Here is a 25,999-nt window from a genome sequence, read left to right as displayed (position 1 = left end):
AAATACTTATTATATAAATAAAGGAGAATCCCAAATGGTTTCAGTTGCAATCGACGGCCCTGCGGGGGCAGGCAAATCCACCCTGGCGCGGCGGCTGGCCGCAGAGATGGGCTACATCTATGTGGATACCGGTGCCATGTTCCGCACCATCGGCCTGTATGCCCTGCGCAAGGGCGTGGACCCGAAGGACAATGCGGCGGTCAACACCCTGCTGCCGGAGATCGGCCTGCGGGTGGACTGCATTGACGGGGAGCAGCATATCTATCTGAACGGTGAGGACGTGAGCACCGCCATCCGCACAGAGGAGGCCGGCATGGCCGCCTCTGCCGTGGGTGCCAACCCGGAAGTCCGCGCCTTCCTGCTGGAGCTGCAGCGCGGCATGACCAAGACCCAGAACGTCCTGATGGATGGCCGGGATATCGGCACTGTGGTGCTGCCGGATGCCACTGTCAAGATCTTTCTGACCGCCGCCCCCGAAGCCCGGGCCAGACGGCGCTGGCTGGAATACCAGCAGAAGGGCATGGAGGTCGCCTTTGAGGATGTGCTGGCTGATGTGAAGCAGCGGGACTATCAGGACACCCACCGTGCCGCCGCCCCCCTGAAGCAGGCCGAGGATGCAGTGCTGCTGGATACCTCTGACCTCAACTTTGAGCAGAGCCTTGCGGCGATGAAAAAGATTATTGCAGAAAAGGTTAATTAAATGGTACTATATTACATACTGCTGCCGCTGGCCTGGCTGGTGTTCCACATCGGCTTCCGGGTCCATACCGTTGGCCGCGAGAACCTGCGCAAGGTGCAGACCAAAGGCTGCATCATTGCCCCCAACCACGTTTCAGCCATTGACCCGGTGTTCATCGTCATCAGCCGATTCTGGGGCAGGCGGATGCTCGTTTTTGCCAAAAAGGAGCTGTTTGAGATCAACGCCCTGCTCACCTGGTTCTTCCGCTGCTGCGGCGCGCTCTGCGTGCGCGGCACCAAGGAGGAGCTGGAGATCATTGACCGGACCGTGGAGGCCTGCCGGGCGGGGGAGACTTTGCTCATCTTCCCGGAGGGTACCCGCGAAAAAGAGGGCAGGCTCCTGCCGCCCAAGAGCGGCCTGTTTGTCATTGCGGCGCAGGCTGGGGTGGATGTGGTGCCGGTGCGCATCCGCTACGATACGCCGGACGGGAAGATGCGGCTGTTCTGCCGGGTGAACGTCATCTACGGCGAGCCGATGCCCGCCGCCCAGTTCGCCATGGAGAGCCGCCGGGATATGAAGGTGCTCCGGGCCAATAAGCAGGCACTGCTGGATGCCTGGGAACAGCTGAAGTGAGAACCTCTCCGTCACCTTCGGTGACACCTCCCCTGGTAGGGGAGGCAAGAAAACAACAGCGTAAACTTGGCTCCCCTATTGGGGGAGCTGCCGAGCGAATGCGAGGCTGAGAGGTTTAGAGAAGGAGAAACGCTATGGAAATTCGTCTTGCCAAAACCGCTGGCTTCTGCTTTGGCGTGAACCGCGCGGTGGAGCTGACCTACAATCTGCTGAACGAGGGCCATAAGGTGGCAACGCTGGGCCCGCTGATCCATAACCCGCAGGCAGTGGCCGATATGGAAAGGCGCGGTGCGCTGGTGGCCGATACCGTGGACGATATCCCCACCGGGTACGAGGTCATCATCCGCAGCCACGGCGTGCCCCGCACCATCTATGATACTTTGGAGCAGCGCGGCCTTGTTTACCACGATGCCACCTGCCCCTTTGTGAAGAAGATCCAGAGCATTGCCGCCCGGGCCGAGGCCGAGGGCGCGGTGCTTCTGGTGGCCGGTGATGCTGCCCACCCCGAGGTGCAGGGCATCGTGGGCCATACCCGGGGAGAGGTATTTGTGTTCAGCGATCTGGACGAGCTGAAGGCCTGGAAAGGCCCTTCTGACCCCCAAAAGCCCATTTTTGCGGTTGCACAGACCACATTTCAGGTAACAAAATGGCAAGAAAGTTCGGAGTTTCTCAAAAAAGCCTATACAAACGCCCGAATTTTTGATACAATATGTAATGCGACGTGGGCGAGGCAACAGGAAGCGGAAGACCTCAGCCAACAATGCGACATCATTGTTGTCATTGGCGGTCATCATTCTTCCAATACCCAAAAGCTGGTACAGGTCGCCGCAAAGCATACGAAAGCCGTGACGGTCGAGACAGCGAGCGAACTTCGGCCGGAATGGTTTGCAGATGTAAAAACGGCGGGCGTAACAGCAGGGGCTTCAACGCCATCGTCTATTATTGAGGAGGTACTTAACAGTATGAGCGCAGAAATCAATGACAGCATGAGCTTCGAGGAGATGCTGAACGCATCCGAGGAGAAGCGTGTTCATGCAGGCAGTATTGTGAAAGGAATCGTGACCAGCATCTCTGCCAACGAGATCCAGGTGGATATCGGAGCCAAGCAGACCGGCTTTGTCAAGCTGAGCGAGCTGACCGATGATTCCTCCGCCAAGGTCGAAGACCTGGTGAAGGTTGGCGATGAGCTGGACCTCATCGTCGAGAAGGTTATGGACCAGGACGGCGTTATCCAGCTCTCCCGCAAGAAGCTCGCATCTCGCAAGGGCATGGAAGAGATCGCCAAGGCTGCTGAATCCGGCGAGGTCGTCGAGGGCGATGTCACCGAGTTCAACAAGGGCGGCGTTGTCGTCAACGTCAAGGGTGTTAAGGTGTTCGTTCCCCGTTCTCAGGCCACGATGCGCCGTGACGAGGACTACACTGCTCTGGTTGGCCAGCATGTCCAGCTGGTCGTTACCGAGTGCTCCGGCCGCAAGATCGTCGGCAGCATCAACAAGGTCACCGCTGAGCAGAACAAGGCAAAGCGTGAGGAGTTCTGGGCAAATGTTGAGGTGGGCAAGACCTACACCGGCGTTGTCAAGAGCCTGACCTCTTACGGTGCATTCGTCGATATCGGCGGTGTGGACGGCCTGTGCCACATCAGCGAGCTGAGCTGGAACCGCATCAAGCATCCCTCCGAGGTTGTCTCCGTTGGTGACACCATCGAAGTGTATGTGAAGGACATCGACACCGAGAACCACAAGGTCTCTCTGGGCTACAAGAAGGCTGAGGACAACCCCTGGGAGCAGCTGAAGAACAACTACCCCATCGGCAGCACCTTCCATGCTCCGGTCGTGTCCCTGACCAAGTTCGGTGCATTTGTCCGCATCCTGCCGGGTGTTGACGGTCTGGTCCACATCAGCGAGATCAGCAATGATCGCGTTGAGAAGGTCTCCGACGCACTGAAGGTCGGCGATATGGTCGATGTGAAGCTGCTGGATGTTGACTTCGACAAGAAGCGCATCAGCCTGTCCATGAAGGCTCTGCTGAACGACGACGCTGAGTAATCAGTCCGTGGTTCGCTGAGTTTCAGACACAATGCGACTACAGCCCCGTTGCCGGGTAACGGCGGCGGGGCTGTTTTTGTTAAATCTCTCAGTCAAAGCCTTGCGGCTTTGCCAGCTCCCCTAATAGGGGAGCCCTTGGCAAAACCGGGAACTTTGGACTGAATGAGGAAGGTTTGACGGTATGATTAACTGGTTAAAGAAGCACTGGGAGGTTATCTCCTATCTGATCTTCGGCGTGCTGACCACCCTGCTGAATATTGTGCTGTACGCCCTGTTCAACAGGCTGTTCGGCTACACCGCCGCCAACAGCTGGGGCAATGTGCTGGACAACATCCTCTGCATCCTGTTTGCCTACGCCACCAACCGGGCCTTTGTGTTCAACAGCAAGACCAGAGGCAGAGCGATGGCAAAGGAGTTTGGTGCATTTGTCACCTGCCGTCTGGGTACCATGGTACTGGATGCCGCCATTATGATGATCGGCGGCAACCTGATGGCCGCGCAGGGTGCTGCGTGGATGGAAGGACTGCTGACGGGCGTGTTCACCCACCTGAACCCCGAAACGCTGATGGGCATCACATCCACAATGGTCCACACAACGGATTCCAGCGCAGCCATTGCCGTCATCGGCGGTGCCGATGGCCCCACGGCAATTTTTGTCACCGGAGACCTCCAGTCACTGTGGGGCATGGTGGTGAAAGTGTTTTCCAATGTACTGGTGATTGTGCTGAACTATGTGTTCAGCAAGCTGATCATCTTTAAGAAGAAATAACTCCCTCTGTCTGCACCTACGGTGCAGCCACCTCCCTCTGGGAGGGAGGCATTGCCTTGCATTTGCCGACAAGGCTCCCTCTCAGAGGGAGCTGTCACCGAAGGTGACTGAGGGAGTTTTAAGTAACAAAACAATGGAGGTACGGTATTATGAAACGTGGTCTGAAAGGTTTTGCATTCCTGGTTTCCGGTCTTGTTCTGGGCATCATTGGTGCCACCGCATCCGTAACGGCAATTGCCTTGAGCGCTGTGGGCATGGCAAAGGTCCGCCGTGCCAGCAAGAATTGATGGAGGAAAATAATATGACCCGTGAAGAAATCCTCTCCCATGTCGATCATACCCTGCTGAAGCCTGAGGCCACCTGGCCCCAGATCCAGACCATCTGTGATGAGGCCATTGCCAACCACACCGCATCCGTCTGCATCAACACCTGCTATGTAAAGCAGGCGGTTGAGTATATGGCGGGCCGCATCCCGGTGTGCTGCGTGGTGGGCTTCCCTCTGGGTGCCATGGATACCGCCAGCAAGGCCTTTGAGGCAAAGACTGCCATTGAGAACGGCGCTGCCGAGGTGGACATGGTCATCAACATCGGCCGCCTGAAGAACAAGGAATACGATGCAGTCCGTGAGGACATCCGTGCTGTGAAGCAGGCCGTGGGCGACAAGGTGCTCAAGGTCATCATTGAGACCTGCCTGCTGACCGACGAGGAAAAGGAAAAGATGTGCGACATCGTCTGCGAGGCAGGCGCTGACTACATCAAGACCAGCACCGGCTTCTCCACCGCAGGCGCTACCTTCCACGATGTGGAGCTGATGGTCAAGGGTGTGCATGGCCGCTGCAAGGTCAAGGCTGCCGGCGGCATCTCCACCGTGGAGGATATGGAAAAGTTCCTCGCTCTGGGCGCAGACCGTCTGGGCACCTCCCGCGCGGTCAAGCTGTTGAACGGCGAACAGGCAAAGGGGTATTAAGAGCGTACTCCTGGGGGAGAATCCTAATCAATTTCGTTGAGATGTCTAAAAAGAGTGATACTCTTCTTGACAATCTGACGAAGAGATGATAAGATATCTTTCAGAAAACAACTGAATACCGACTTATCAAGAGCGGCTGAGGGGACAGGCCCTGTGAAGCCCGACAACCTGTGCGAAAGCATAAGGTGCCAAATCCTGCGGGAAACCGAAAGATAAGAGTGCAAACGCTCAGAGCTTCGGTTCTGAGCGTTTTTGTTTGCGCAAACTTGATGGACGTGTATGAAGCTGTGCAAGATTCACCACACACATGGAGGACAAAATTTATGGCAAGACACCTGTTTACTTCTGAGTCCGTCACCGAGGGACATCCTGACAAGATCTGCGACCAGATCTCCGATGCTATCCTGGACGAGATCCTGACCCACGATCCCGATGCCCGCGTGGCTTGCGAGACCTGCGCTTCCACCGGTCTGGTCCACATTATGGGCGAGATCACCACCAACTGCTATGTCGATTTCCAGAAGATCGTCCGCGAGGTCATCTCTGATATCGGTTACACCCGCGCAAAGTACGGCTTTGACGCTGACACCTGCGCTGTTATCTCCAACATCGACGGCCAGAGCCCCGATATCGCACTGGGCACCAACGACCAGGTCGGCGGTGCCGGTGACCAGGGCATGATGTTCGGCTATGCCTGCGATGAGACCCCTGAGCTGATGCCCATGCCCATCAGCCTGGCCCACAAGCTGGCCAAGAAGCTGACCGAGGTGCGCAAGAGCGGCGAGCTGGATTACCTGCGCCCGGACGGCAAGAGCCAGGTGACCGTGGAGTACGACGAGAACAACAAGCCCATCCGCGTGGATGCAGTCGTCATCTCCAGCCAGCACAGTGAGAACGTGACCATGGAGCAGCTCCGGGCCGATATCATGGAGAAGGTCATCAAGGCCACCATCCCTGCCGAGCTGCTGGATGAGAACACCAAGTACTACATCAACCCCACCGGCCGCTTTGTTGTGGGCGGCCCGCAGGGTGACAGCGGCCTGACCGGCCGCAAGATCATCGTTGACACCTACGGCGGCTACGCCCGCCACGGCGGCGGCGCATTCTCCGGCAAGGACCCCAGCAAGGTGGACCGCAGTGCCGCTTACGCGACCCGCTGGGTGGCCAAGAACATCGTGGCTGCCGGTCTGGCCAAGCAGTGTGAGGTGCAGGTGGCCTACGCCATCGGCGTGGCAAAGCCTGTGTCCATCATGGTGGATACCTTTGGCACCGGCACCGTGGCCGATGAGAAGATCGAGCAGGCAGTGGAGAAGGTCTTTGACCTGACCCCCGCCGCCATCATCCGTGACCTCGGCCTGCGGAAGCCCATCTACCGCAAGCTGGCCGCCTACGGCCACATGGGCCGCGAGGATCTGGGCGTGAAGTGGGAGAACACCGACCGCGTGGATGAGCTCAAGGCCGCTGTTGCAGCGCTGTAAAACTGAAACGCAAAGCGCCCTGTACCGTGAAAGGTGCAGGGCGCTTTTCTATGGTGGGCGGCAGACAAACAAAAAACGCTCCCCCGTGCAGGTGGGGAAGCGTTTTTTGTTTGTCCTTTTCAGGACAGGGTAAATGATAAGAAGGTAAATGAAGAAAATAGCATAATAATAGAAGGATGAACAACAGGAGTATCGGAGAGGAAAGCGCGTCGTTTCGCTTTGTATCCAACTGGCGCTCCTGTTGGATACAAGATAACACTTTTCACAGAAAAATACAAGAGCTTTTTTGAAAAAAGTTCTCTTGTTCGAGCAAAAAATGTAATTTTGTCACAACGCACAAAAACGGGGGAGATGTGTTTGGCAAAGTGATGAAACAAGCACGGGCCGGGGCAGAGGTTCGGAATTGCAGAAGCTGATTCTTTACAACAGGATGCGGCTGTGTTATGATGGATACATCTATGAGAAAAGGACGCTCTGTGGCCCGGAAGGGCAGAAAAGGTGCGGGAAGAAGCGAGGAAGAGAATGGAACATACGATTGCACAAAACAAGGCTCCGTGCTTTGGCGGGCGGGCCCCGCTGTTCAGCCAGCGTGACCTGTTCAGGCTGGTGGGGCCGCTGCTGGTGGAGCAGCTGCTGGCCGTGACGGTGGGCATGGCCGATACCATGATGGTCTCCCGCTGCGGCGAAGCCGCCATCTCGGGTGTCAGCCTGGTGGATATGATCAACAACCTCATCATCGTGCTGTTTGCGGCGCTGGCCACCGGCGGCGCGGTGGTGGTCAGCCAGTATCTGGGTGCAAAGGAGCAGAAGCACGCCAACGCAAGCTCGGGTCAGCTGATCCTGCTCAGCGCTCTGCTGGGCGTGGGTGTGGGGGTGTTCTGCTTTGTGCTGGCCCGTCCCATGATCCGGCTGTGCTATGGCAGCATCGATGCCGACGTACTGGAGGCCGGTGTGCTCTACCTGCGCATCACGGCGGTCAGCTACCCGTTCCTGGCCATGTACAATGCCGGTGCGGCACTCTTCCGCAGCATGGGCAACTCCAAAATCTCCATGCAGATCAGCATCCTGATGAACATCATCAACATCGTGGGCAATGCGGTCTGCATCTTTGTGCTGGGTATGGGCGTGGACGGTGTTGCCTGGCCCAGCGTCCTCTCCCGTGCCGTGGCAGCGGTGCTCATCCTGAACCGCTGCTACCAGAAGGGCCACATGCTCACCGTGCCCAAAACGGTCCGGCTGGATGGCCGGATGGCAAAGCGCATCCTGGGCATCGGCATCCCGTCCGCCTTTGAGAACAGCCTGTTCCAGGCGGGCCGCATTCTGGTGGTGAGCATGATCTCCACCTTCGGCACCGTGCAGATCGCTGCCAACGCCGTGGCAAACAATCTGGACGGCATGGGCTGCATCCCGGGGCAGGCCATTGGTCTGGCTATGATCACGGTGGTGGGCCGCTGCGTTGGCGCAGGGGACAATGAACAGACCGTTTTCTACACCCGCAAGCTGCTGCTCTGGGCCTACATCTCTATGGGGATCTTCAACGGCGGCATCCTGCTCTTCCTCAAGCCGCTGGTGGGCATCTACGCCCTCTCCGGCGAGACCATGGCGCTGGCCATCCTGCTGGTGCAGATCCACGCAGGCAGCGGCCTGTTCCTGTGGCCGGCCTCCTTTGTTCTGCCCAACGCTCTGCGCGCGGCCAACGATGTGAAATTTACCATGGTGGTCTCTGTGCTCAGCATGGCCATCTGGCGGCTGGGATTCAGCTACCTGCTCTGTGTCAGGATGGGCTGGGGCGCTGTGGGTGTCTGGATCGCCATGGTCATTGACTGGGTCTGCCGTGTCATCTGCTTTGTGGCGCGCATGAAGAGCGGCGCATGGAAAACAAAATATCAGGCATAAGAAAGGAACAGGATATGAAACTGATCAGCTGGAACGTCAACGGCCTGCGGGCCTGCCTGACCCACGATTTTGCCGCAAGTTTTGCGGCGCTGGATGCCGACATCTTCTCGGTGCAGGAGACCAAGATGCAGCCGGGGCAGGCTGATTTTGCCCCCGAGGGCTACACCGAGTACACCTACTCTGCCGAGAAAAAGGGCTACTCCGGCACGGCCTGCTGGTGCAAGACGGCCCCGCTGGCCGTGACCACCGGCATCGGCAGGGAGGAGCACGACCACGAGGGCCGGGTGCTGACGCTGGAATATCCCGGCTTCTATCTGGTCAACTGCTACACGCCCAACAGCCAGGACGGCCTGAAGCGGCTGGATTACCGCATGACCTGGGAGGATGCGTTCCGGGCCTACCTGCTGGAGCTGGACGCGAAAAAGCCGGTCATCCTCTGCGGTGACCTGAACGTGGCCCACACCGAGATCGACATCAAGAATGCGAAGACCAACCGGATGAGCGCGGGCTTCACTGACCAGGAGCGGGCCAAGATGACCGAGCTGCTGGCGGCGGGCTTTACCGACACCTTCCGCGCTGTCCACCCGGACGAGGTGAAGTACAGCTGGTGGAGCTACCGCTTCCACGCCCGGGAAAAGAACGCGGGCTGGCGCATTGATTATTTCATCGTTTCAAACCGCATCGCCGACAAGGTGACCGCCGCCGAGATCCACAACGAGGTGTTCGGTTCCGACCACTGCCCGGTGGAGCTGGTCATCGACCTGTAAGCCGTTGCGATCATGGTCTTATGATAAGGAGAAAACTGGATGCTCAAGAATTATCTGATGGTGTTTTTTGTCTCGATGGTGCCGGTCATTGAACTGCGCGGTGCCATTCCGATCGGGCTGGGCATGGGCCTGCCCGCCCTGCCCACCTATCTGGTCTGCGTGTTCGGCAATATGCTGCCGGTGCCCTTCATCTACCTGTTTGCCCGCAAGTTCCTCATCTGGGGCTACCACAAGCCGGTCATCGGGCCGGTGTGCAAGTTCTTCATCACCAAGGGGGAAATGGGCGGCCGCAAACTGGAGGAAAAGGCCGGCAAGGGCCTGACCGTTGCCCTGCTGCTCTTTGTGGGAATCCCGCTGCCCGGCACTGGTGCCTGGACCGGCACGCTGGCAGCCTCCATTCTGGACATGAAGTTCAAGGATGTTCTCATTGCCTGCATGGGCGGTGTGCTGCTGGCGGGCATCATCATGGGCCTGGCCAGCGCCGGTGTGCTGGGCGCGGCCAGCAGCCTGTTTGCAGTGTGACAGATTCGGGCTTCGCCGCGACAGCTCCCCTGGCAGGGGAGCCAAGTCCTGCCTCTCCTATTAAGAGAGGTGGCATCGAGCGATCGCGATGATGACGGAGAGGTTTCGTACAGAAGCAGGCTGCCGAAGGCTGGCAAAAGCGCTTTAAGTGTGTTACAATAAACAGTAACGTGTCGTTACGACAAAGAAAGGACGAAGCAATCATGGATCAGGCATTGAATCAGAAGATCGACGCCTTTATTGCGGCGAACAAGGAGCAGATTCTGGAGGACATCGCGGCGCTGGTGGCCATCAACAGTGTGGAGGGCACCCCGACCGAGGAAGCTCCCTTTGGTGAGGGCCCCCGCGCGGCGCTGGACAAGACGCTGGAGCTGGCTGCAGGCATGGGTCTGGCGACCCGCAACTGCGAGAACTACATCGGCTATGCCGAGCTGGCCGGTGCAGACCCCGAGAAGTATCTGGCAACCATCTGCCATGTGGATGTGGTGCCCGTGGGCAACGGCTGGAGCCAGGACCCCTTCAAGATGCAGATCCGGGACGGCTGGATGATCGGCCGTGGTGTAGCCGATGACAAGGGCCCCATGGTGGCTACCCTGTACGCCCTGAAGTTCCTCAAGGAGGAGGGCGTTTCCCTGCGGTATCCCATCCGCGCAATGGTTGGCGACAACGAAGAGACCCACATGAACGATGTGGAATACTACCTCAAGAACTACCCGGCCCCGGTGTTCTGCTTCACCCCGGATGCAGAGTTCCCGGTGTGCAACGGCGAGAAGGGCCATTTCGGTGCGGAGCTGGTCAGCCCGGTCTGCAACGGTGAGATCAAGGAGTTCGAGGGCGGCGTTGCCAACAATGCAGTCCCCGACCGCGCCAGCGCACTGGTGGAGACTGACATCACCAAGCTGAAAAATGCCCCCAACATTACGCTGGAGCCGGAAGGCAATGGGGTGCGTATCCGGGGCTGGGGCAAGAGCGGCCATGCCGCCATGCCCGAGGGCACGGTCAACGCCATCGGTCTGGTGGTGAACTACCTGCTGGACAACGGTCTGTGCAACGATGCAGAGCGCGCCTATCTGGAAGCCTTGAAAAAGCTGCACGCTTCCACCGCAGGCACCGGCCTGGGCATCGACTGCGCCGACGGCCCCTTCGGCCCCCTGACCATCATCGGCGGCCGCATCTTCATGCGGGAGGGCCGGATCGTCCAGACCATGGACAGCCGTTACCCCACCTGCACCAACGCCGAGAAGATGAAGGAGCAGATCAAAGCTGCCATTGGCACGGGTGCTTCTCTGGAGAAGGCCGAGGGTGCCGAGCCCTTCTATATCGCAGCCGATACCCCCGCCATCAAGGCCTGCATCGAGACCTACAACGAGGTCACCGGCGAGAATGCCACGCCCTTTACCATGGGCGGCGGCACCTATGCCCGCCACTTCCCCTATGCGGTGAGCTTTGGCCCCGAGCACGAGGACATGGTGCTGCCTGAGTTCGGCGGCCCGATGCACGGTGCCAACGAGGCAGCTCCCATCGATAAGCTGCTGGAGGCCCTGAAGATCTACATCATCGCCCTGCTGCGGCTGGAGGAGATCGACTTCTGATGAACGTTCTGGTCATTGACGGCCAGGGCGGCGGTCTGGGCCGCCAGCTGGTGGCGGCCATCTCTGCCGCCTGCCCGGAAGCCCGGCTGACCGCCGTGGGCACCAACAGCCTTGCGACTTCGGCCATGCTCAAGGCGGGGACGGTCCGCGCCGCCACCGGCGAGAACGCCGTGGTCGTGAACTGCCGCACCGCGGATATCATCGTGGGGCCCATCGGCATTGTGATCGCTGACGCGCTGCTGGGCGAGATCACCCCCGCCATGGCAGCGGCAGTCTGCCAGAGCCCTGCCCGGCGGGTGCTGGTGCCCATCAACCACTGTGAGAACATCGTGGTGGGCGTGCCCGACCAGCCCATCGGCCAGCTGGTGGCGGCAGCGGCACAAAAGGTCAAAGAACTGGTGGCAACTCCTTGTAAATAACAGAAAAGCAGCTGCGTTCCGTGTGTGCGGAGCGCAGCTGCTTTCGTTTTGCAGAAGCTTTGTGCAGTTTTTGCGGATAGTACCGCCATGCCAGCGGCTCCCCTATGAGGAAAGCTGGCACGCAAAGTGGGACCGAGAGGTTCAGTGCTGCTGTTTCTGGATGACCTCGTGGATGCTGGGGGGAACATCCCCCTGTGCGTCCTTTTCCAGCCTGCTGATGCGGCGGTCCAGCTCGGTGAGGCGCTGGGCCATGACATCCGGCAGATCCTGCTGGTCCAGGTCATCGGCGGGGTTGACGGCCTTGTTGTTGATGCGCACCACCTCGGCGGGCACGCCCACGGCGGTGCAGTTGGCGGGCAGGTTGCGCAGCACAACGCTGCCTGCGCCGATGCGGGCGTTATCGCCGATATACACCGGGCCCAACACCTTGGTGCCCGCGCCAATCAGCACATTGTTCCCCAGGGTAGGGTGGCGCTTGCCGGTGTCCTTGCCGGTGCCGCCCAGCGTCACGCCGTGGTAGATGGTGCAGTTATCGCCGATCACGGTGGTCTCACCGAACACGATGCCCATGCCGTGGTCGATGAACAGGCACTTGCCGATCCGGGCACCGGGGTGGATCTCGATGCCGGTCTTGTGGCGGCCGTGCTGGCTGACCCAGCGGGCAAGGAAAAAGTGCCCGTGCTCATACAGCCAGTGGGCAATGCGGTGGTAGACCAGGATATGGAAGCCGGGGTACAGCAGGATGACCTCCAGCACACTGCGTGCGGCGGGGTCTTTGCGCTGGATGTTCCGTGCGTCCTCCAATAAGCTCATGTGGGGAACCCTCCCTTTTTGTTCAGCCGCCTCGGTGCGGCTCTCTCTTTTTGACAGATACTATAATAACACATGCAAACTTCAATGTACAGTACTTTGGTAGGAATTAACGGAGAAAAATCCCCCTCTGCGCAGGGGTTATGGGGCGGGAAACGGGTTTTCGGTAGAGTAGCCAAAATTCCGGGAGATACAGCCAAAACCTTTTCACACAGGAATCTTACAGAAAGCATTGACACATTTTGCGTTTCTATGATAAAATATAACGAAAACAAATGCGAAGGAAAAGGAGAAGCGGACGAATGCTGTCAAAAATGAACGCTGAACTGAAAAAGCAGTTTGCAGCCGTTTTTGCGGTGGGTTCCGTGTTTCCTTTTTTCGCTTTTTGAACTTTTCCGTTTGTGGAAAAGTTCTTTTTTTTGCCTGTCCGCGGGCTGCAACGCCCGCATCCGCCCATCCGAAATACGAACAGGGAGGTAAAAGAATATGCTGCTCATCAACGCTGTAAACGCTGCGGGCCGCCCGGTGGAGCTTTTCGTGAAAGACGGAAAGATCGCCGCCGTGGGTCAGGATCTTTCCGCACTGGCCGGGGAGGGGGAGACTGTCCTCGATGCAGGCGGTCTGACCGTGCTGCCTGCCTTTGTGGACCTGCACTGCCACTGGCGCACCCCGGGTTTTGAATATAAGGAGGACATTGCTACCGGAAGCATGGCTGCGGCCGCAGGCGGCTACACCTTTGTCAACCTGATGCCCAACACAAAGCCTGTCTGCTCCTCTGCCGCACAGGCAGCCATGGTGGAGCAGAAGGCCGCCGAGGTGGGCCTGTGCGATGTAAACCAGACTGTTTCCATCACCGAGAACTTTGACGGCAAGACCATCGACCACCTCAAGACCCTGCCCGCCAGCGTGAAGTTCATCACCGAGGATGGCCACGGTGTGCAGGACAACGCCACCATGGCCCGGGCCTTTGCCATCTGCACCCAGCGGGATATCACCGTGATGAGCCACGCCGAGGATATGGAGATCAGCCCCTGGGATTACCGGCTGGCTGAAGACCTGGAGACCGTGCGCAACTGCTGGCTGAGCGAGTACTACCAGACCAGGCTGCACATGTGCCACGTTTCCACCCGTGGCGCGCTGGAGGCCATCCAGATGGCCAAGCTGCGCGGCGCACCCGTGACCTGCGAGGTGACCCCGCATCACCTGTGGTTCAACAATGAGACCTGCGATTACCGGGTCAACCCGCCCATCCGCACTGCGGATGATGTGCAGGCGCTCATCGATGGCATTCGTTCCGGTGTGGTGGATGCCATTGCCACCGACCACGCTCCCCACTCCGAGGAGGACAAGCTGAAGGGTATGGCCGGTATGGTGGGCAGCGAGACCGCCTTTGGGGTCTGCTACACCAAGCTCTGCAGGGAAGAGGGCCTGCCGCTGGAACTGCTGGTGCACCTGATGAGCACCCGCCCGGCAGAGATCCTGGGCCTTGCCAAGGGCCAGCTGGAGCCCGGCTACGATGCAGACTTCGTGCTGGTGGATCTCGACACCCCCTACACTGTGGACAAGGAAAAGCTGCACTCCAAGAGCCATAACTGCCCCTTTGATGGTGCACAGCTCTACGGCAGGGTTTATGCCACCATCAAGGGCGGCAAGCTGACCTATCAGGCTGAGGAGTAAAAGTCAGAACGTATCACTTCACCTCTTTGCCAAGGGCTCCCCTACTAGGGGAGCTGGCAGCGCGTCAGCGCTGACTGAGAGGTTTAATTCGTAATAAGAGAGTATGGAGGAACCCGACAATGACAAACATGGACAAGCTTTACGAAGCAGTTGCAGCCCGCGGCCCGGTGTGTGTGGGTCTGGACACTGATTTCAGCTACCTGCCCGCTGACTTTGTGGACACCGCCCTGACCAAGGGGGAGAACATCGTCCGCTTCAACAAGAAGCTCATCGATGCCACCAAGGCTGTGGCTGGCTGCTACAAGGTGCAGATCGCATACTACGAGTCCCTGGGTCTGGAGGGCATGAAGGCCTACGCCGAGACCCTGGCCGCTGTCCGCGAGGCCGGTATCCCTGTCATCGCCGATATCAAGCGCGGCGATATCGCCAAGACCGCCGAGATGTACGCCATGGGCCACTTCACCGGCGACTTCGAGTCTGATTTCGTCACCCTGGCCCCCTACATGGGTCTGGATTCCATCAGCCCCTACCTGCCCTATGCCGAAAAGCAGGGCAAGGGCATGTTCGTCCTCTGCCGCACCTCCAACGGCGGTGCCAAGGACTTTGAGTATGAGAAGCTGGCAGACGGCCGCCACGTCTACGATCTGGTGGGCGACAAGCTGAACGCTCTGGGCAAGGACTACATGGGCGAGCACGGTTACTCCTCCATCGGTCTGGTCATCGGCGGCACCCACATCGAGGAGGCCACCGAGATCCGCGCCAAGTATCAGGACAGCTTCTTCCTCATCCCGGGCTACGGCGCACAGGGCGGCAAGGCGGAGGATATTGCCCAGTACCTGACCAAGGGCAACGGCGGCGTGGTCAACTCCAGCCGCGGCATCCTGCTGGCCTACAAGAAGCAGCCCGGCGTGGCCTTTGATGAGGCCGCTTACAACGAGTGTGTGAACATGAAGGAGGCCATTGCTCATGCGTGCAGCCTGCTGTGAAGCCACCGTTCTGAGCCATGAGAGCATCCTGCCGGACATCCGGCTCCTGCGTGCCCTCTGGCCTGACCGGGAGCATGCCCCCCACGCCGGGCAGTTCTTTACCCTGCGTGCCTGGGGTGCCGATGAGGCCCCCTTCCTGTCCCGCCCCATCAGCGTGCACAAGTGGGAGCCGGAGACCCAGACCATTGAGTTCCTGTATCAGGTCATCGGCGAGGGCACTCACAAAATTGCCCAGCTGAAGACCGGTGATACCTTCCAGCTGACCGGCCCCATGGGCAACGGCTTTGATATCCCGGCCCTGGCCGAACAATACCATAAGATCGCTGTGGTGGGCGGCGGCATTGGCACCGCCCCCATGTATCAGGTCACCCGGGAACTGGCAGCTGCCGGTGTTAAGCCGGACGTGTTCTTCGGCTTCCGGGATACCCCTTACTGCATGGAGGAGTACCGCTCCATCGCAAATGTGGTAAAGGTCTCCACCGATACCGGCGCGGTGGGTTTCCACGGCTTTGTGACCCAGCTGTATGACCCGGCAGATTACGATGCCGTGCTGATCTGCGGCCCCACCGTGATGATGAAAAACGCTGCCCGGATCTGTGCCGAAAAGGGCACCCCCTGCTTCGTGAGCCTGGAAAAGAAGATGGCCTGCGGCATTGGTGCCTGCCTTGGCTGCACCTGCGAGACCAAGGGCGGCGAGGGCAAGAGCGTGTGCAAGAATGGCCCGGTCTTTGATGCAACGGAGGTGTTCTTCTGATGGCTGACCTGAAAACAAACCTGCTGGGCTTTGTGATGAACAGCCCGGTCATCGGTGCTTCCGGCACGGTGGGCTACGGTGTGGAGTACGAGGAACTGGCCGATTTTTCCAAGATCGGCGGCATCTCCGGCAAGGGCCTGACCCTGCACGGCCAGTACGGCAACAAGGGTGAGCGCCTGTGGGAGACCCCCTCCGGTCTCATCAACAGCATCGGCCTGCAGAACCCCGGCGTTCAGCACTTCATTGATGTGGAGCTGAATGAGATGCTGGAGCTCAAGCAGAAATACGGCACAGTGGCCATTGCCAATCTGGGTGGACACAGTGAGGAAGAGTATGTTGAGGGTGCGGCTCTGCTGAGCGAGAGCGCAGTGGACATCGTGGAGCTGAACATCTCCTGCCCCAACGTCAAGGTGGGCGGCATGGCCTACGGTGTGAAGGCCGAGGCTGCCGGTGAGGTGGTGCGGATGGTCCGCGCGGCCTGCAAAAAGCCCCTGATGGTCAAGCTGAGCCCCCAGGCAGAGAACATCCCCGAGATGTGCAAGGCTGTGGAGGCCGCCGGTGCGGATGCCATCAGCCTGACCAACACCTTCCAGGCCTGCGCCATCGATCTGGAAAAGCGCAAGCCGGTGTTCAACAACATCTTTGCCGGTCTGTCCGGCCCGGCGGTGCGGCCCATTGCCCTGCGCATGGTCTGGCAGGCAGTGGGTGCCGTGAACATCCCGGTGGTGGGTCTGGGCGGCATTGCCACCGGCCGTGACGCACTGGAATTCATCATGGCAGGTGTCACGGCGGTACAGGTGGGCGCGGCAAACTTTGCCAACCCCCGCGCCATGGAGACCATTGCCGACGAGATGGCACAGTGGATGGATGCCCACGGCGTGAAAACGCTGGAGGAGATCCGCGGCTGCGCCCGAAATGCTGAATAATTGAGCTGATATACCAGAATAACCACGGATTATGCGTATAAAGTGAAAACTTGTGCATAAATTTGCAATTGCTGCAAAAGCGTGGTACAATACCGTTCAAAAGATATTTTTCATAAAAAAGAGAGGGAGAACTACAATGAGTGAAGCACTTGAAATTCTGAAGAGCTGTGACGCATTCCTGGAGGGCCATTTCCTGCTCTCCTCCGGCCGCCATTCCAGCGCATACTGCCAGATGGCCTACCTGCAGCAGTACCCTGACCGCTGCGCCGAGGTAATGAAGGCTGTGGCCGATCAGATCAAGAAGCTGGATGTGGATGTCATCGTGGGACCTGCCATGGGCGGCATCGTCTATGCTTACGAGCTGGCCCGCCAGACCGGCAAGCGCGCCATCTTCACCGAGCGCGTGGACAATGTGATGACCCTGAAGCGCTTTGCCATCCAGCCGGGTGAGAAGTGCATCATTGCTGAGGACGTTGTCACCACCGGCATCTCCTCCCTGGAGACCAAGCGCGTGATCGAAGAGGCCGGCGGCATTTGCCTGGGCATCACCTGCGTGGTGGACCGCACCAAGCCTGAGGCTCCGTCTCCCATTCCCATCCTGGCCAGCGCCCTGAAGCTGGACCTGCCCAACTACGCACCCGAGGAGTGCCCCATCTGCAAGGAGGGCAAGCTGCCTCTGGTGCACCTGGGCAGCCGCAAGATGAAGCAGGAAGCCAAGCAGACCCTGTAACTTGACAACAACCGTGTTGAAACAAGGAGTACCTATGAACGCTTATCTTCTTTTGGCAAACGGCATGGTCTTTGCAGGCCAGTCAGTGGGTGCTGAGGGCGTTACCGTGGGCGAAGTTGTCTTTGCCACCGGTATGGTGGGCTTTGAAGAGACCCTGACCGACCCCAGCTACTACGGCCAGATCATCACCCAGACCTATCCCCTCATCGGCAACTACGGCATGAACAAGGACGATATGGAGTCGGACCGCATCTGGGCCAAGGGCTACATTGTGCGCGAGGCCTGCACCACCCCCTCCAACTGGCGCTGTGAGGAGACGCTGGACAGCTTTTTGAAGAAAAACAATACCATCGGCATCGAGGGCATCGACACCCGCCACCTGACCCGCATCATCCGGGAGAGCGGCGTGATGAACGGTGCCATCCTGACCACCTTTGACCCCGCTGACCCTGCCAACAAGGCCGAGACGGAGAAGCTGCTGGAGACCATCCGCGCCTATGCCGTGACGGATGCCGTCAAGAGCGTGACCTGCGAGAAGCCCGAGGTCTTTCACGAGAAGGGCGAGACCCACATCGTGCTGATGCACTACGGCTGCAAGCGCAATATCGTGCGCTGCCTGGTCAAGCGCGGCTGCAAGGTAACGGTGATGCCCGCCTTTGCCACTGCTGAGGAAGTGGCTGCCCTGAACCCGGACGGCATCATGCTGTCCAACGGCCCCGGCGACCCCGCCGAGCCGGTGGAGGTCATTGAGAACCTGAAGCAGATCTTTGCGCTGGGCATCCCCACCTTCGGCATCTGCCTGGGCCACCAGCTCAGCGCTCTGGCCGCCGGTGCCAAGACCATGAAGCTGAAGTATGGCCACCGCGGTGCCAACCAGCCTGTCACTGATTTTGAGTCCGGCCGCACCTTCATCACCAGCCAGAACCACGGCTATGCGGTCGTGGGCGAGGAGCTGCCCGCCGAGATGGGCGAGGTGGCACAGGTGAACGCCAACGACGGCACCTGCGAGGGCATCAAGTACAAGAAGTGGAACTGCTTCACGGTCCAGTTCCACCCGGAAGCCAACGGCGGCCCCAAGGATACGGAGTTCCTGTTCGACCGCTTCCTGAACAACGTCAAAGCAGCAAAAAAGGAGGTGCGCTGAAATGCCCAAGGACCCCAGAATCAAAAAGGTGCTGGTCATCGGCTCCGGCCCCATCATCATCGGCCAGGCCGCTGAGTTCGACTACTCCGGCACCCAGGCGTGCCGCGCCCTGAAAGCAGAGGGCATTGAGACCGTTCTGCTCAACTCCAACCCCGCTACCATTATGACCGACCCCGATGTGGCCGATCATGTCTATATCGAGCCCATGACCCTTGAGGTGGTGGAGCGCATCCTGGAGATCGAGAAGCCCGACTCCGTTCTGCCCAACCTGGGCGGCCAGATGGGCCTGAACCTCTCCATGGAGCTGGCCCGTTCCGGCTATCTGGACCGCACCGGCATCCGCCTGCTGGCCTGCAAGCCTGAGACCATCGACCGCGCCGAGGATCGCGAGCTGTTCAAGGAGACGATGGAAAAGCTGCATCAGCCCATCATCCCCTCTGAGGTCGTGGAGACCCTGCAGGATGCGCTGGCCTGTGCGGACCGCATCGGCTACCCCGTCATCGTCCGCCCTGCCTTTACCATGGGCGGCACCGGCGGCGGCATCTGCGAAAACAAGGAAAAGCTCATCGAGATCGGCACCAACGGCCTGCGTCTTTCCCCCATCCATCAGATCCTGGTGGAAAAGTGCATCGCCGGTTGGAAAGAGATCGAGTACGAGGTCATGCGCGACCACAAGGGCAACGTGATCACCGTCTGCAACATGGAGAATCTGGACCCCGTCGGTATCCACACCGGCGATTCCGTGGTCGTGGCTCCCTCCCAGACCCTGACCGATCACGAGTACCAGATGCTGCGCACCGCCGCACTGGATATCATCACCGAGCTGGGCATTGAGGGTGGCTGCAACTGCCAGTTTGCCCTGAAGCCCGACAGCTACGATTACGCGGTCATCGAGGTCAACCCCCGTGTGTCCCGTTCCTCCGCTCTGGCCTCCAAGGCCACCGGTTACCCCATTGCCAAGGTGGCCACCAAGATTGCCATCGGCTATACGCTGGACGAGATCACCAATGATGTCACCGGCAAGACCTGCGCCTGCTTTGAGCCTGCGCTGGACTACATCGTGGTCAAGTATCCGAAGTGGCCCTTTGATAAGTTCGTCTACGCCGACAAGTCTCTGGGCACCCAGATGATGGCCACCGGCGAGGTGATGAGCATTGGCAACAGCTTTGAGGCTGCCATGATGAAGGCGGTCTCCTCCATCGAGCTGGGTATGGACACCCTGACCCACAAGCCCTTTGAAGAGCTGACCGATGACGAGATCGTGGCTCACCTGCATGTGCAGGATGCGGAGCGCGTGTTCTGTGTCTACGAGGCCCTCAAACGCGGCATCGACCACGAGACCATCTGGAAGATCACTAAGATCGACTGGTGGTTCCTGGATAAGATGCAGCACCTGGCTGACCTGGAAAAGGGTCTGGCAAAGTGCAACGGTGTTCTGAGCCTGGAGCAGTATCAGACCGCCAAGAAGTATGGCTTCCAGGATAAGACCATCAAGCGCCTGGCACAGGTGGATGTTCTGCCTGTGGAGAACTACCGCGCCGGTTTCAAGATGGTCGATACCTGTGCTGCTGAGTTCTCGGCCAACACTCCGTACTTCTACTCCACCTACGACGGCGACAACGAGGCCGCCGAGTTCATTGCTGCCAGAGAGGCTGAGGCTGCCGCAAACGGCCAGCCCAAGAAGAAAAAGGTGCTGGTCTTTGGCTCCGGCCCCATCCGCATCGGTCAGGGCATCGAGTTCGACTACTGCTCTGTCCACTGTGTCTGGACCCTGAAGAACCACGGCTGCGAGGCTATCCTCGTCAACAACAACCCCGAGACCGTATCCACCGACTTTGACACCGGCGACCGTCTGTACTTCGACCCCCTGAACCCGGAAAGTGTGGACAACATCATCGCCACCGAAAAGCCCGATGCCTGCGTGGTCCAGTTCGGCGGCCAGACCGCCATCAAGCTGGCAAAGCACATGGATGAGATCGGCCTGCCCATCCTGGGCACCCCGGCGGATGCCATTGACGAAGCAGAGGACCGTGAGCGCTTTGACGAGCTGCTGGAGCGCTGCAAGATCCCCCGTGCGCCCGGCCGCACCGTGTTCAATCTGGAGGAGGCTCTGGCTGCCGCTGATGAGATCGGCCTGCCTGTCCTGATGCGTCCCTCCTACGTTCTGGGCGGTCAGAATATGATCGTGGCCTACACCAAGGCCGATGTCATCGAGTACATGGGCGTTATCACCGAGCATGTGGACATGGATCATCCTGTCCTGCTGGATAAGTATATCATGGGTACCGAGTGTGAGGTCGATGCCATCTGCGATGGCGAGAACTTCCTCATCCCCGGCATCATGGAGCAGGTGGAGCGTACCGGTGTCCACTCCGGCGACTCGATCTGTGTCTACCCGGCACAGCATCTGACCCAGGCCGAGATCGACACCATAGTGGATTACACCGGCCGCTTTGCCCGCGAGCTCCACGTCACCGGTCTGGTCAATGTCCAGTACGCGGTCTCCAACGGCAAGGTCTATGTCATCGAGGTCAACCCCCGTTCCTCCCGTACCGTGCCTTACATCTCCAAGGTCACCGGCGTGCCCATGGTGGATCTGGCTGTGCGCTGCTGCCTGGGCGAGAAGCTGGCAGATATGGGCTACGGCACCGGCCTGCACCCCAACGCCCCCTATGTGGCCGTTAAGGTGCCTGTGTTCAGCTTTGAGAAGCTGCACGGCGTGGATACTCAGTTTGGCCCTGAGATGAAGTCTACCGGCGAGGTGCTGGGCATTGCCCCCAACTATCACGATGCCCTGCTCAAGGGCCTGATCGGTGCGGGCTATACCTTTAAGACCCCCGGCCCCGCTTCCTGCTGCATCTTCACCGTGAAGGACAGCGACAAGCCCGAGTTCGTGGATATCGCCTGGAAGCTCAAGAGCATGGGCTACAAGCTGTACGGCACCTCCGGCACCTGTGCATGGCTCAACAAGCACATGGTCCCCTGCAACGAGGTGCGCAACATGTCCGGCGAGGCCCCCAACATCGTGGACCTGCTCCAGAGCGGTCTGGTGGACTATGTGTTCTCCACCAGTGCCAAGGGCCGTGACCCCAAGCGCGATTCTGTCCGCCTGCGCCGCAAGGCTGTGGAGCTGAGCATCCCCTGCATCACTGCTGTGGATACCGCCAACGCACTGGTCGATTGCCTGCGCAGCGACCATGACCTGAAGAATATCCCGCTGGTGGATATTGCAACGCTGTATCATAAAAAATAACGCACAAAATGTAACTCGTGCGCAATATTATGCGTTTCGTGCGCAATCTCTCGTAATGAGGGGCTGCATTTGTTATACTCAACAACGCAAAATTTGCCAAAAGACGTTACTTTTGGACGTTCCAGGAGGATATCGATACAATGACTCGTTCCCAGATGATCGAAACCGTGGCACGCAAGACCGGCTTTACCGAAGCACAGGTCGAGACCACGATGGACGCTTTGTTTGACCAGATCGCTGACTGCCTGCGTGCAGACGAGAAGGTGACCATTGCCGGCTTTGGCCGTTTTGAGATGCGTCCCCGCAAGCCCAAGGCTTACACCAACCCCAAGACCAAGGTCTCCAGCCGTCTGGAGTCCACCTCCATCCCCGGCTTCAAGGCCAGCGGCCGTTTCAAGCAGAAGCTGGAAGCAGGCCGTGCCGCTGCTCAGAGCGTGGAAGAGACTGCCTGAGCGCGTACATCCCAGATCCAACCGCAGAGCCGTGCCCCGAAAGGGCGCGGCTCTTTTTGCGTGCTGACAAGCGCCGCGTTTCATGGTATACTGAACAAAACAAGGGTAGAAGGATAAGGAGTATCAAACATGCTTTACAGTGAGTTGCAGTGCAGTGAAGCCATCCACAAGGCCGTGGAGCGGATGGGTTTTGCAGAGATGACGGAAATTCAGGAAAAGACCATCCCTGTGATGCTGGCAGGCCGGGATGTGATCGCCAAGGCCCCCACGGGCACCGGCAAGACCTGTGCCTTCGGCATCCCGGTGGCGGAACATATCGACCCGGAAAAAAAGTACCCGCAGGCTGTGATCATGGCCCCCACCCGGGAGCTTGCCCAGCAGATCGCCGAGGAGCTGACCGAGCTGACCTACTTTATGCCTGAGGTGCAGGTGGCCTGCGTGTACGGCGGTGCCAACATGGAAACGCAGGCCAGGCGTTTGGCAGAGGGCTGCCAGATCGTGGTGGCCACCCCGGGCCGCCTGATGGACCACTATAAGCACCACAGCATCGATCTGGCCCATGTGACCCAGGTGGTGCTGGACGAGGCCGATGAGATGCTGAACATGGGCTTTTATAAGGATGTGCGGCATATCATTGAGCTGATGAAGGCCCGCAAAAGCCTGTCCATGTTCTCCGCCACCATCAGCCGCGAGGTCATGGACATCGGCTGGCTGTATCAGAACAACGCTGAGGAGATCACCGTTCAGCCCAGGGAGGAGAGCCAGCCCAAGATCACCCAGTACATGCTGGAGACCTCCGGCCGCAACAAGCTGTCCGACCTGGCCCAGATCATCATTGGCGAGGGCTACAAGCGGGTCATGGTGTTCTGCGATACCAAGTTCAATACCGCCACCCTGGCCAACCAGCTGGCCCGTCTGGGCTTCTCTGTGGACTGCCTCCACGGCGACCTCTCCCAGAAGGAACGCAACCAGATCATGCAGAACTTCCGGGACGGCAGGCTGGCCATCCTTGTGGCCACCGATGTGGCTGCCCGCGGCATCGATGTCTCGGATGTGGATGCGGTCATCAACTACGATGTCCCCGGCGACAACGAACATTACACCCACCGGATCGGCCGTACCGGCCGCGCCAAAAAGGAGGGCGTGAGCTATCTGTTCTATGTGCCCGAGGAGAAAAAGCGGGTGCAGGAGCTTCTCCGCCTGACCCGCAACACCGACCTGTGCACCCCGGTCCACTTTGATTTCAACCATGAGCGCATCGTGGTGGAGAAAAAGCAGGATAATGCCGATCGGTTCCAGATCAAGTGCTATTTCTAAAGGAAGAAACTCCCCCAGTCTGCTCCGCAGACAGCCCCCTCAAGGAGGGAGCCTGCCCGTACGGTAAGCCTCCCTCTCTGAGGGAGGTGTCGAGCGAATGCGAGACGAAGGGAGTTCTTTTTTCAAAAAACCATTGACCTTCCCCTTTCTGGAAGGTGTAAGATGGTGCCTGTAAGGAGGCTGCGAAGCCAATGAAGATCAACGAGGTGGAAGCCGCCGTGGGCGTGACCAAAAAGAATATCCGCTTTTATGAGGAGGAGGGGCTCATCAGCCCCCGGCGGGAGCCCGGCAACGGCTACCGCAGTTACTCGGAGGCGGATGTCGAGCGTCTGCGGCGCATCAAACTGCTGCGCAAACTGGATGTGCCGCTGGCCGAGATCCGGCAGATGCTGGAGGGAGAGTGCACGCTGGCTGAGGGAATGACCCGGCAGCTGGAGCGCCTGTATACCCGCCGCACCGATCTGGACGAGGCAGTGAACTTCTGCACTCTGCTTCAAAAGGAACCTGTCAGCCTCAATGAACTGGATGTGGAGCAGACGCTGGCGCGCCTGACCGCAAAGGAAGAACAGGGAGTGAGTTTTGTGAACATTGAGCAGACAGACCGGAAAGCGGAGCGTGTCCGGGGTGCGCTGGTGGGAGCCGGATTGTTTACTGCGATCATGCTGCTGTCCATCGGCATCATGGCGTGGGCGTTCTGCGTCGATCCGCAGGATGTGCCGCCGCTGCCGCTGCTGGTGGTGCTGTTCGGCATCCCGGCGGGCTGCATTATCGGCACGCTGAAGGTGCTGGTGGATCGTCTCAAAGAGATTGGAAAGGGAGAAGAAGATGCTTATCGTAACTATTAACGAAGTCCCCGGTAAAAAGATCGAGGCTCTGGGGGTGGTGCGGGGCAGCACCGTGCAGAGCCGCAACCTGGGCCACGACATCATGGCCGGGTTCCGCACCCTTGTGGGCGGCGAAGTCACCGACTACGCTGAGATGCTCACCGAGGCCCGGCAGATCGCCACAGGCCGCATGGCAAAGAATGCGGAGGAACTGGGAGCCGATGCTGTGGTTGGGATGCGCTACGCCTCCGCCAGCGTCATGCAGGGTGCGGCAGAGGTCATTGCCTACGGAACGGCGGTGAAATTTGTATGAGTGCAAAAGAAAAACAGGGCTTTTCCCTTTATTTCCTGATTGCCTTTGGTCTGGCGTGGCTGTGCCAGGTGGGCGGCTGTATGGCCCTGCTCCAGCAGAAGAATGCCGTGTTGTATCAGCTGGCACTGATCGCCACTATGTTTTGCCCGCTGCTGGCTGTGCTGCTGGTGCAAAAAGTATTTCTGCGCCAGCCTGTCGGTATCGGCTGGAAGGTGCAGGGCAAACGGCGGTTCTGGCTGGCCGCGTGGTTCGGCCCGGCAGTGTTCACCCTGCTGGGCGCAGTGCTGTATTTTGCCGTGTTCCCCTCCCGGCTGGATTTTTCCTGCAGCTGGCTGGTGGCCGCCTACGGCGGTGAGATGGATGCCCAGACCCTGCGCAACGAGCTGGGGGTCTCTACCCTCAGCTATCTGCTGCAAAACGGGCTGTTTGCGGTGATCCTTGCCCCCGCCATCAACATGTTTCCTGCACTGGGCGAGGAAGTCGGCTGGCGCGGCTACATGATGCCCCGCCTGAAGGAGCGGTTCGGCCTGCTGAATGGCCGCCTGCTGGGCGGCGTTGTGTGGGGTGTCTGGCATTGGCCCCTGATGCTGCTGGTGGGTTACGAGTACGGCACCAACTATCTGGGCGCACCGGTGCTGGGGCTTGTAGTGTGGTGTGTGGTCTGCTTTGCCCTGAACACCCTGCTGGATCTCCTCTACGAGAAAACAGGCTGTATCTGGGTGCCTGCCATTGCGCATGGTGCTTTCAATGCCATAGCGGCGCTGCCGCAGGTACTGATCACCCCGGCAGATGCATATTATAATGTGCTTGGTCCCATGCCCATCGGTTTGATCTCTGTGCTGCCCATGCTTGCTGTGGCAGTAGGATTGACCCTGCATCAGATGAAACAGGAACAGTAAGAAGAAAACGCAATCCCCGGCGGTCAGATCGACTGCCGGGGATTTTCTGCGCTTATAATATAAATAAGGAAAGCAGGCAGAAAAATGTCGCAAAAACCTGCCCGGAAGCACTCCTTTTGCGAAATATAGAAAAAACTCAAAAAAGAT

Annotated in this window: 25 protein-coding genes and 1 riboswitch; of the genes, 24 read left to right on the top strand and 1 reads right to left on the bottom strand. The window is 59.1% G+C overall.

Features of this window, described 5'->3' with window-relative positions; all coding sequences use genetic code 11:
* Positions 1 to 34: 34 nt before the first annotated feature.
* The 12 genes from cmk (at position 35) to J3352_RS11390 (ending at position 11,767) form a co-directional block, all read left to right on the top strand.
* Complete coding sequence (cmk, locus tag J3352_RS11445) at positions 35 to 700, top strand: (d)CMP kinase (RefSeq protein WP_005929308.1); 666 nt, start codon at positions 35 to 37, stop codon at positions 698 to 700.
* Complete coding sequence (locus tag J3352_RS11440; protein WP_005929305.1) at positions 701 to 1,312, top strand: 1-acyl-sn-glycerol-3-phosphate acyltransferase; 612 nt, start codon at positions 701 to 703, stop codon at positions 1,310 to 1,312.
* A 134-nt stretch (positions 1,313 to 1,446) separates the two neighbouring features.
* The gene (locus J3352_RS11435; protein ID WP_005929303.1) at positions 1,447 to 3,357 is read left to right on the top strand and encodes a bifunctional 4-hydroxy-3-methylbut-2-enyl diphosphate reductase/30S ribosomal protein S1; all 1,911 of its coding nucleotides are present in this window, start codon (positions 1,447 to 1,449) and stop codon (positions 3,355 to 3,357) included.
* 181 nt (positions 3,358 to 3,538) lie between these two features.
* Positions 3,539 to 4,126, top strand: coding sequence for a GtrA family protein (locus tag J3352_RS11430; protein ID WP_156066775.1), 588 nt, complete (start codon positions 3,539 to 3,541; stop codon positions 4,124 to 4,126).
* 149 nt (positions 4,127 to 4,275) lie between these two features.
* Entirely contained in the window at positions 4,276 to 4,413 is a 138-nt protein-coding gene (locus tag J3352_RS11425; protein WP_005929299.1) for a hypothetical protein, read from the top strand.
* A 14-nt stretch (positions 4,414 to 4,427) separates the two neighbouring features.
* On the top strand, positions 4,428 to 5,093 hold the full coding sequence (deoC, locus tag J3352_RS11420; protein ID WP_005929296.1) for a deoxyribose-phosphate aldolase: 666 nt from the start codon (positions 4,428 to 4,430) through the stop codon (positions 5,091 to 5,093).
* A gap of 120 nt (positions 5,094 to 5,213) precedes the next feature.
* Positions 5,214 to 5,312: riboswitch (SAM riboswitch) on the top strand.
* A gap of 104 nt (positions 5,313 to 5,416) precedes the next feature.
* Positions 5,417 to 6,571 carry a methionine adenosyltransferase gene (gene metK, locus J3352_RS11415; RefSeq protein ID WP_097769956.1) on the top strand — a complete coding sequence of 385 codons (1,155 nt, stop codon included), beginning with the start codon at positions 5,417 to 5,419 and terminating at the stop codon, positions 6,569 to 6,571.
* 522 nt (positions 6,572 to 7,093) lie between these two features.
* Complete coding sequence (locus J3352_RS11410) at positions 7,094 to 8,467, top strand: MATE family efflux transporter (RefSeq protein ID WP_156066773.1); 1,374 nt, start codon at positions 7,094 to 7,096, stop codon at positions 8,465 to 8,467.
* A gap of 14 nt (positions 8,468 to 8,481) precedes the next feature.
* Entirely contained in the window at positions 8,482 to 9,234 is a 753-nt protein-coding gene (locus J3352_RS11405; protein WP_035393287.1) for an exodeoxyribonuclease III, read from the top strand.
* 39 nt (positions 9,235 to 9,273) lie between these two features.
* Positions 9,274 to 9,756 (top strand): small multi-drug export protein, encoded by a 483-nt coding sequence (locus J3352_RS11400; RefSeq protein WP_156066771.1) that lies wholly within the window; start codon positions 9,274 to 9,276, stop codon positions 9,754 to 9,756.
* A gap of 203 nt (positions 9,757 to 9,959) precedes the next feature.
* Positions 9,960 to 11,348, top strand: a complete 1,389-nt coding sequence (locus J3352_RS11395) for a Sapep family Mn(2+)-dependent dipeptidase (RefSeq protein ID WP_156061785.1) — start codon at positions 9,960 to 9,962, stop codon at positions 11,346 to 11,348.
* On the top strand, positions 11,348 to 11,767 hold the full coding sequence (locus tag J3352_RS11390; RefSeq protein ID WP_156066670.1) for a DUF3842 family protein: 420 nt from the start codon (positions 11,348 to 11,350) through the stop codon (positions 11,765 to 11,767). The genes J3352_RS11395 and J3352_RS11390 overlap by 1 nt, the downstream gene beginning before the upstream one ends.
* A 141-nt stretch (positions 11,768 to 11,908) precedes the next feature.
* Here the strand turns inward: J3352_RS11390 and epsC are convergent, their stop codons facing one another.
* Complete coding sequence (gene epsC, locus J3352_RS11385; protein ID WP_156068772.1) at positions 11,909 to 12,580, bottom strand: serine O-acetyltransferase EpsC; 672 nt, start codon at positions 12,578 to 12,580, stop codon at positions 11,909 to 11,911.
* Between the two features lie 483 nt (positions 12,581 to 13,063).
* On the opposite strand from epsC, the gene J3352_RS11380 reads away from it, so the two are divergent.
* The 12 genes from J3352_RS11380 (at position 13,064) to J3352_RS11325 (ending at position 25,852) form a co-directional block, all read left to right on the top strand.
* Positions 13,064 to 14,254 carry a dihydroorotase family protein gene (locus J3352_RS11380; RefSeq protein WP_005929278.1) on the top strand — a complete coding sequence of 397 codons (1,191 nt, stop codon included), beginning with the start codon at positions 13,064 to 13,066 and terminating at the stop codon, positions 14,252 to 14,254.
* Between the two features lie 119 nt (positions 14,255 to 14,373).
* Complete coding sequence (gene pyrF, locus J3352_RS11375; protein ID WP_097769949.1) at positions 14,374 to 15,240, top strand: orotidine-5'-phosphate decarboxylase; 867 nt, start codon at positions 14,374 to 14,376, stop codon at positions 15,238 to 15,240.
* Positions 15,221 to 15,994, top strand: a complete 774-nt coding sequence (locus tag J3352_RS11370) for a dihydroorotate dehydrogenase electron transfer subunit (protein ID WP_005929274.1) — start codon at positions 15,221 to 15,223, stop codon at positions 15,992 to 15,994. Before pyrF ends, J3352_RS11370 begins: the two co-directional genes overlap by 20 nt.
* Positions 15,994 to 16,920: a dihydroorotate dehydrogenase gene (locus J3352_RS11365; protein ID WP_156066767.1), complete on the top strand. Its 927-nt coding sequence runs from the start codon at positions 15,994 to 15,996 to the stop codon at positions 16,918 to 16,920. The genes J3352_RS11370 and J3352_RS11365 overlap by 1 nt, the downstream gene beginning before the upstream one ends.
* A gap of 136 nt (positions 16,921 to 17,056) precedes the next feature.
* Positions 17,057 to 17,650, top strand: a complete 594-nt coding sequence (pyrE, locus tag J3352_RS11360; RefSeq protein ID WP_097772757.1) for an orotate phosphoribosyltransferase — start codon at positions 17,057 to 17,059, stop codon at positions 17,648 to 17,650.
* Positions 17,651 to 17,684: 34 nt separating this feature from the next.
* A complete protein-coding gene (locus J3352_RS11355; RefSeq protein ID WP_005929268.1) occupies positions 17,685 to 18,794 on the top strand; it encodes a carbamoyl phosphate synthase small subunit in 1,110 nt (369 codons plus the stop codon).
* Between the two features lies 1 nt (position 18,795).
* Positions 18,796 to 22,047 carry a carbamoyl-phosphate synthase large subunit gene (carB, locus tag J3352_RS11350; protein ID WP_156066765.1) on the top strand — a complete coding sequence of 1,084 codons (3,252 nt, stop codon included), beginning with the start codon at positions 18,796 to 18,798 and terminating at the stop codon, positions 22,045 to 22,047.
* A gap of 140 nt (positions 22,048 to 22,187) precedes the next feature.
* Positions 22,188 to 22,499, top strand: coding sequence for an HU family DNA-binding protein (locus J3352_RS11345; RefSeq protein ID WP_005929264.1), 312 nt, complete (start codon positions 22,188 to 22,190; stop codon positions 22,497 to 22,499).
* Positions 22,500 to 22,628: 129 nt separating this feature from the next.
* Positions 22,629 to 23,816 carry a DEAD/DEAH box helicase gene (locus tag J3352_RS11340; protein ID WP_156066763.1) on the top strand — a complete coding sequence of 396 codons (1,188 nt, stop codon included), beginning with the start codon at positions 22,629 to 22,631 and terminating at the stop codon, positions 23,814 to 23,816.
* 191 nt (positions 23,817 to 24,007) lie between these two features.
* Positions 24,008 to 24,661 (top strand): MerR family transcriptional regulator, encoded by a 654-nt coding sequence (locus tag J3352_RS11335; protein WP_156068770.1) that lies wholly within the window; start codon positions 24,008 to 24,010, stop codon positions 24,659 to 24,661.
* On the top strand, positions 24,642 to 24,953 hold the full coding sequence (locus J3352_RS11330; protein WP_005929259.1) for a heavy metal-binding domain-containing protein: 312 nt from the start codon (positions 24,642 to 24,644) through the stop codon (positions 24,951 to 24,953). Before J3352_RS11335 ends, J3352_RS11330 begins: the two co-directional genes overlap by 20 nt.
* Complete coding sequence (locus J3352_RS11325) at positions 24,950 to 25,852, top strand: CPBP family intramembrane glutamic endopeptidase (protein WP_156066759.1); 903 nt, start codon at positions 24,950 to 24,952, stop codon at positions 25,850 to 25,852. The genes J3352_RS11330 and J3352_RS11325 overlap by 4 nt, the downstream gene beginning before the upstream one ends.
* Positions 25,853 to 25,999 lie beyond the last annotated feature (147 nt).

Source organism: Faecalibacterium sp. Marseille-Q4164 (assembly GCF_017377545.1).
GTDB classification, from domain to species: domain Bacteria; phylum Bacillota; class Clostridia; order Oscillospirales; family Ruminococcaceae; genus Faecalibacterium; species Faecalibacterium duncaniae.
Note: the sequence above shows the minus strand (reverse complement) of the source record. Positions and strands in the feature narration are given on the sequence as shown.

Coding starts and splice junctions, on each gene's coding strand:
- cmk (WP_005929308.1), top strand. CDS start 35: ATGGTTTCAGTTGCAATCGACGGCCCTGCGGGGGCAGGCAAATCCACC.
- J3352_RS11440 (WP_005929305.1), top strand. CDS start 701: ATGGTACTATATTACATACTGCTGCCGCTGGCCTGGCTGGTGTTCCAC.
- J3352_RS11435 (WP_005929303.1), top strand. CDS start 1,447: ATGGAAATTCGTCTTGCCAAAACCGCTGGCTTCTGCTTTGGCGTGAAC.
- J3352_RS11430 (WP_156066775.1), top strand. CDS start 3,539: ATGATTAACTGGTTAAAGAAGCACTGGGAGGTTATCTCCTATCTGATC.
- J3352_RS11425 (WP_005929299.1), top strand. CDS start 4,276: ATGAAACGTGGTCTGAAAGGTTTTGCATTCCTGGTTTCCGGTCTTGTT.
- deoC (WP_005929296.1), top strand. CDS start 4,428: ATGACCCGTGAAGAAATCCTCTCCCATGTCGATCATACCCTGCTGAAG.
- metK (WP_097769956.1), top strand. CDS start 5,417: ATGGCAAGACACCTGTTTACTTCTGAGTCCGTCACCGAGGGACATCCT.
- J3352_RS11410 (WP_156066773.1), top strand. CDS start 7,094: ATGGAACATACGATTGCACAAAACAAGGCTCCGTGCTTTGGCGGGCGG.
- J3352_RS11405 (WP_035393287.1), top strand. CDS start 8,482: ATGAAACTGATCAGCTGGAACGTCAACGGCCTGCGGGCCTGCCTGACC.
- J3352_RS11400 (WP_156066771.1), top strand. CDS start 9,274: ATGCTCAAGAATTATCTGATGGTGTTTTTTGTCTCGATGGTGCCGGTC.
- J3352_RS11395 (WP_156061785.1), top strand. CDS start 9,960: ATGGATCAGGCATTGAATCAGAAGATCGACGCCTTTATTGCGGCGAAC.
- J3352_RS11390 (WP_156066670.1), top strand. CDS start 11,348: ATGAACGTTCTGGTCATTGACGGCCAGGGCGGCGGTCTGGGCCGCCAG.
- epsC (WP_156068772.1), bottom strand. CDS start 12,580: ATGAGCTTATTGGAGGACGCACGGAACATCCAGCGCAAAGACCCCGCC.
- J3352_RS11380 (WP_005929278.1), top strand. CDS start 13,064: ATGCTGCTCATCAACGCTGTAAACGCTGCGGGCCGCCCGGTGGAGCTT.
- pyrF (WP_097769949.1), top strand. CDS start 14,374: ATGACAAACATGGACAAGCTTTACGAAGCAGTTGCAGCCCGCGGCCCG.
- J3352_RS11370 (WP_005929274.1), top strand. CDS start 15,221: ATGCGTGCAGCCTGCTGTGAAGCCACCGTTCTGAGCCATGAGAGCATC.
- J3352_RS11365 (WP_156066767.1), top strand. CDS start 15,994: ATGGCTGACCTGAAAACAAACCTGCTGGGCTTTGTGATGAACAGCCCG.
- pyrE (WP_097772757.1), top strand. CDS start 17,057: ATGAGTGAAGCACTTGAAATTCTGAAGAGCTGTGACGCATTCCTGGAG.
- J3352_RS11355 (WP_005929268.1), top strand. CDS start 17,685: ATGAACGCTTATCTTCTTTTGGCAAACGGCATGGTCTTTGCAGGCCAG.
- carB (WP_156066765.1), top strand. CDS start 18,796: ATGCCCAAGGACCCCAGAATCAAAAAGGTGCTGGTCATCGGCTCCGGC.
- J3352_RS11345 (WP_005929264.1), top strand. CDS start 22,188: ATGACTCGTTCCCAGATGATCGAAACCGTGGCACGCAAGACCGGCTTT.
- J3352_RS11340 (WP_156066763.1), top strand. CDS start 22,629: ATGCTTTACAGTGAGTTGCAGTGCAGTGAAGCCATCCACAAGGCCGTG.
- J3352_RS11335 (WP_156068770.1), top strand. CDS start 24,008: ATGAAGATCAACGAGGTGGAAGCCGCCGTGGGCGTGACCAAAAAGAAT.
- J3352_RS11330 (WP_005929259.1), top strand. CDS start 24,642: ATGCTTATCGTAACTATTAACGAAGTCCCCGGTAAAAAGATCGAGGCT.
- J3352_RS11325 (WP_156066759.1), top strand. CDS start 24,950: ATGAGTGCAAAAGAAAAACAGGGCTTTTCCCTTTATTTCCTGATTGCC.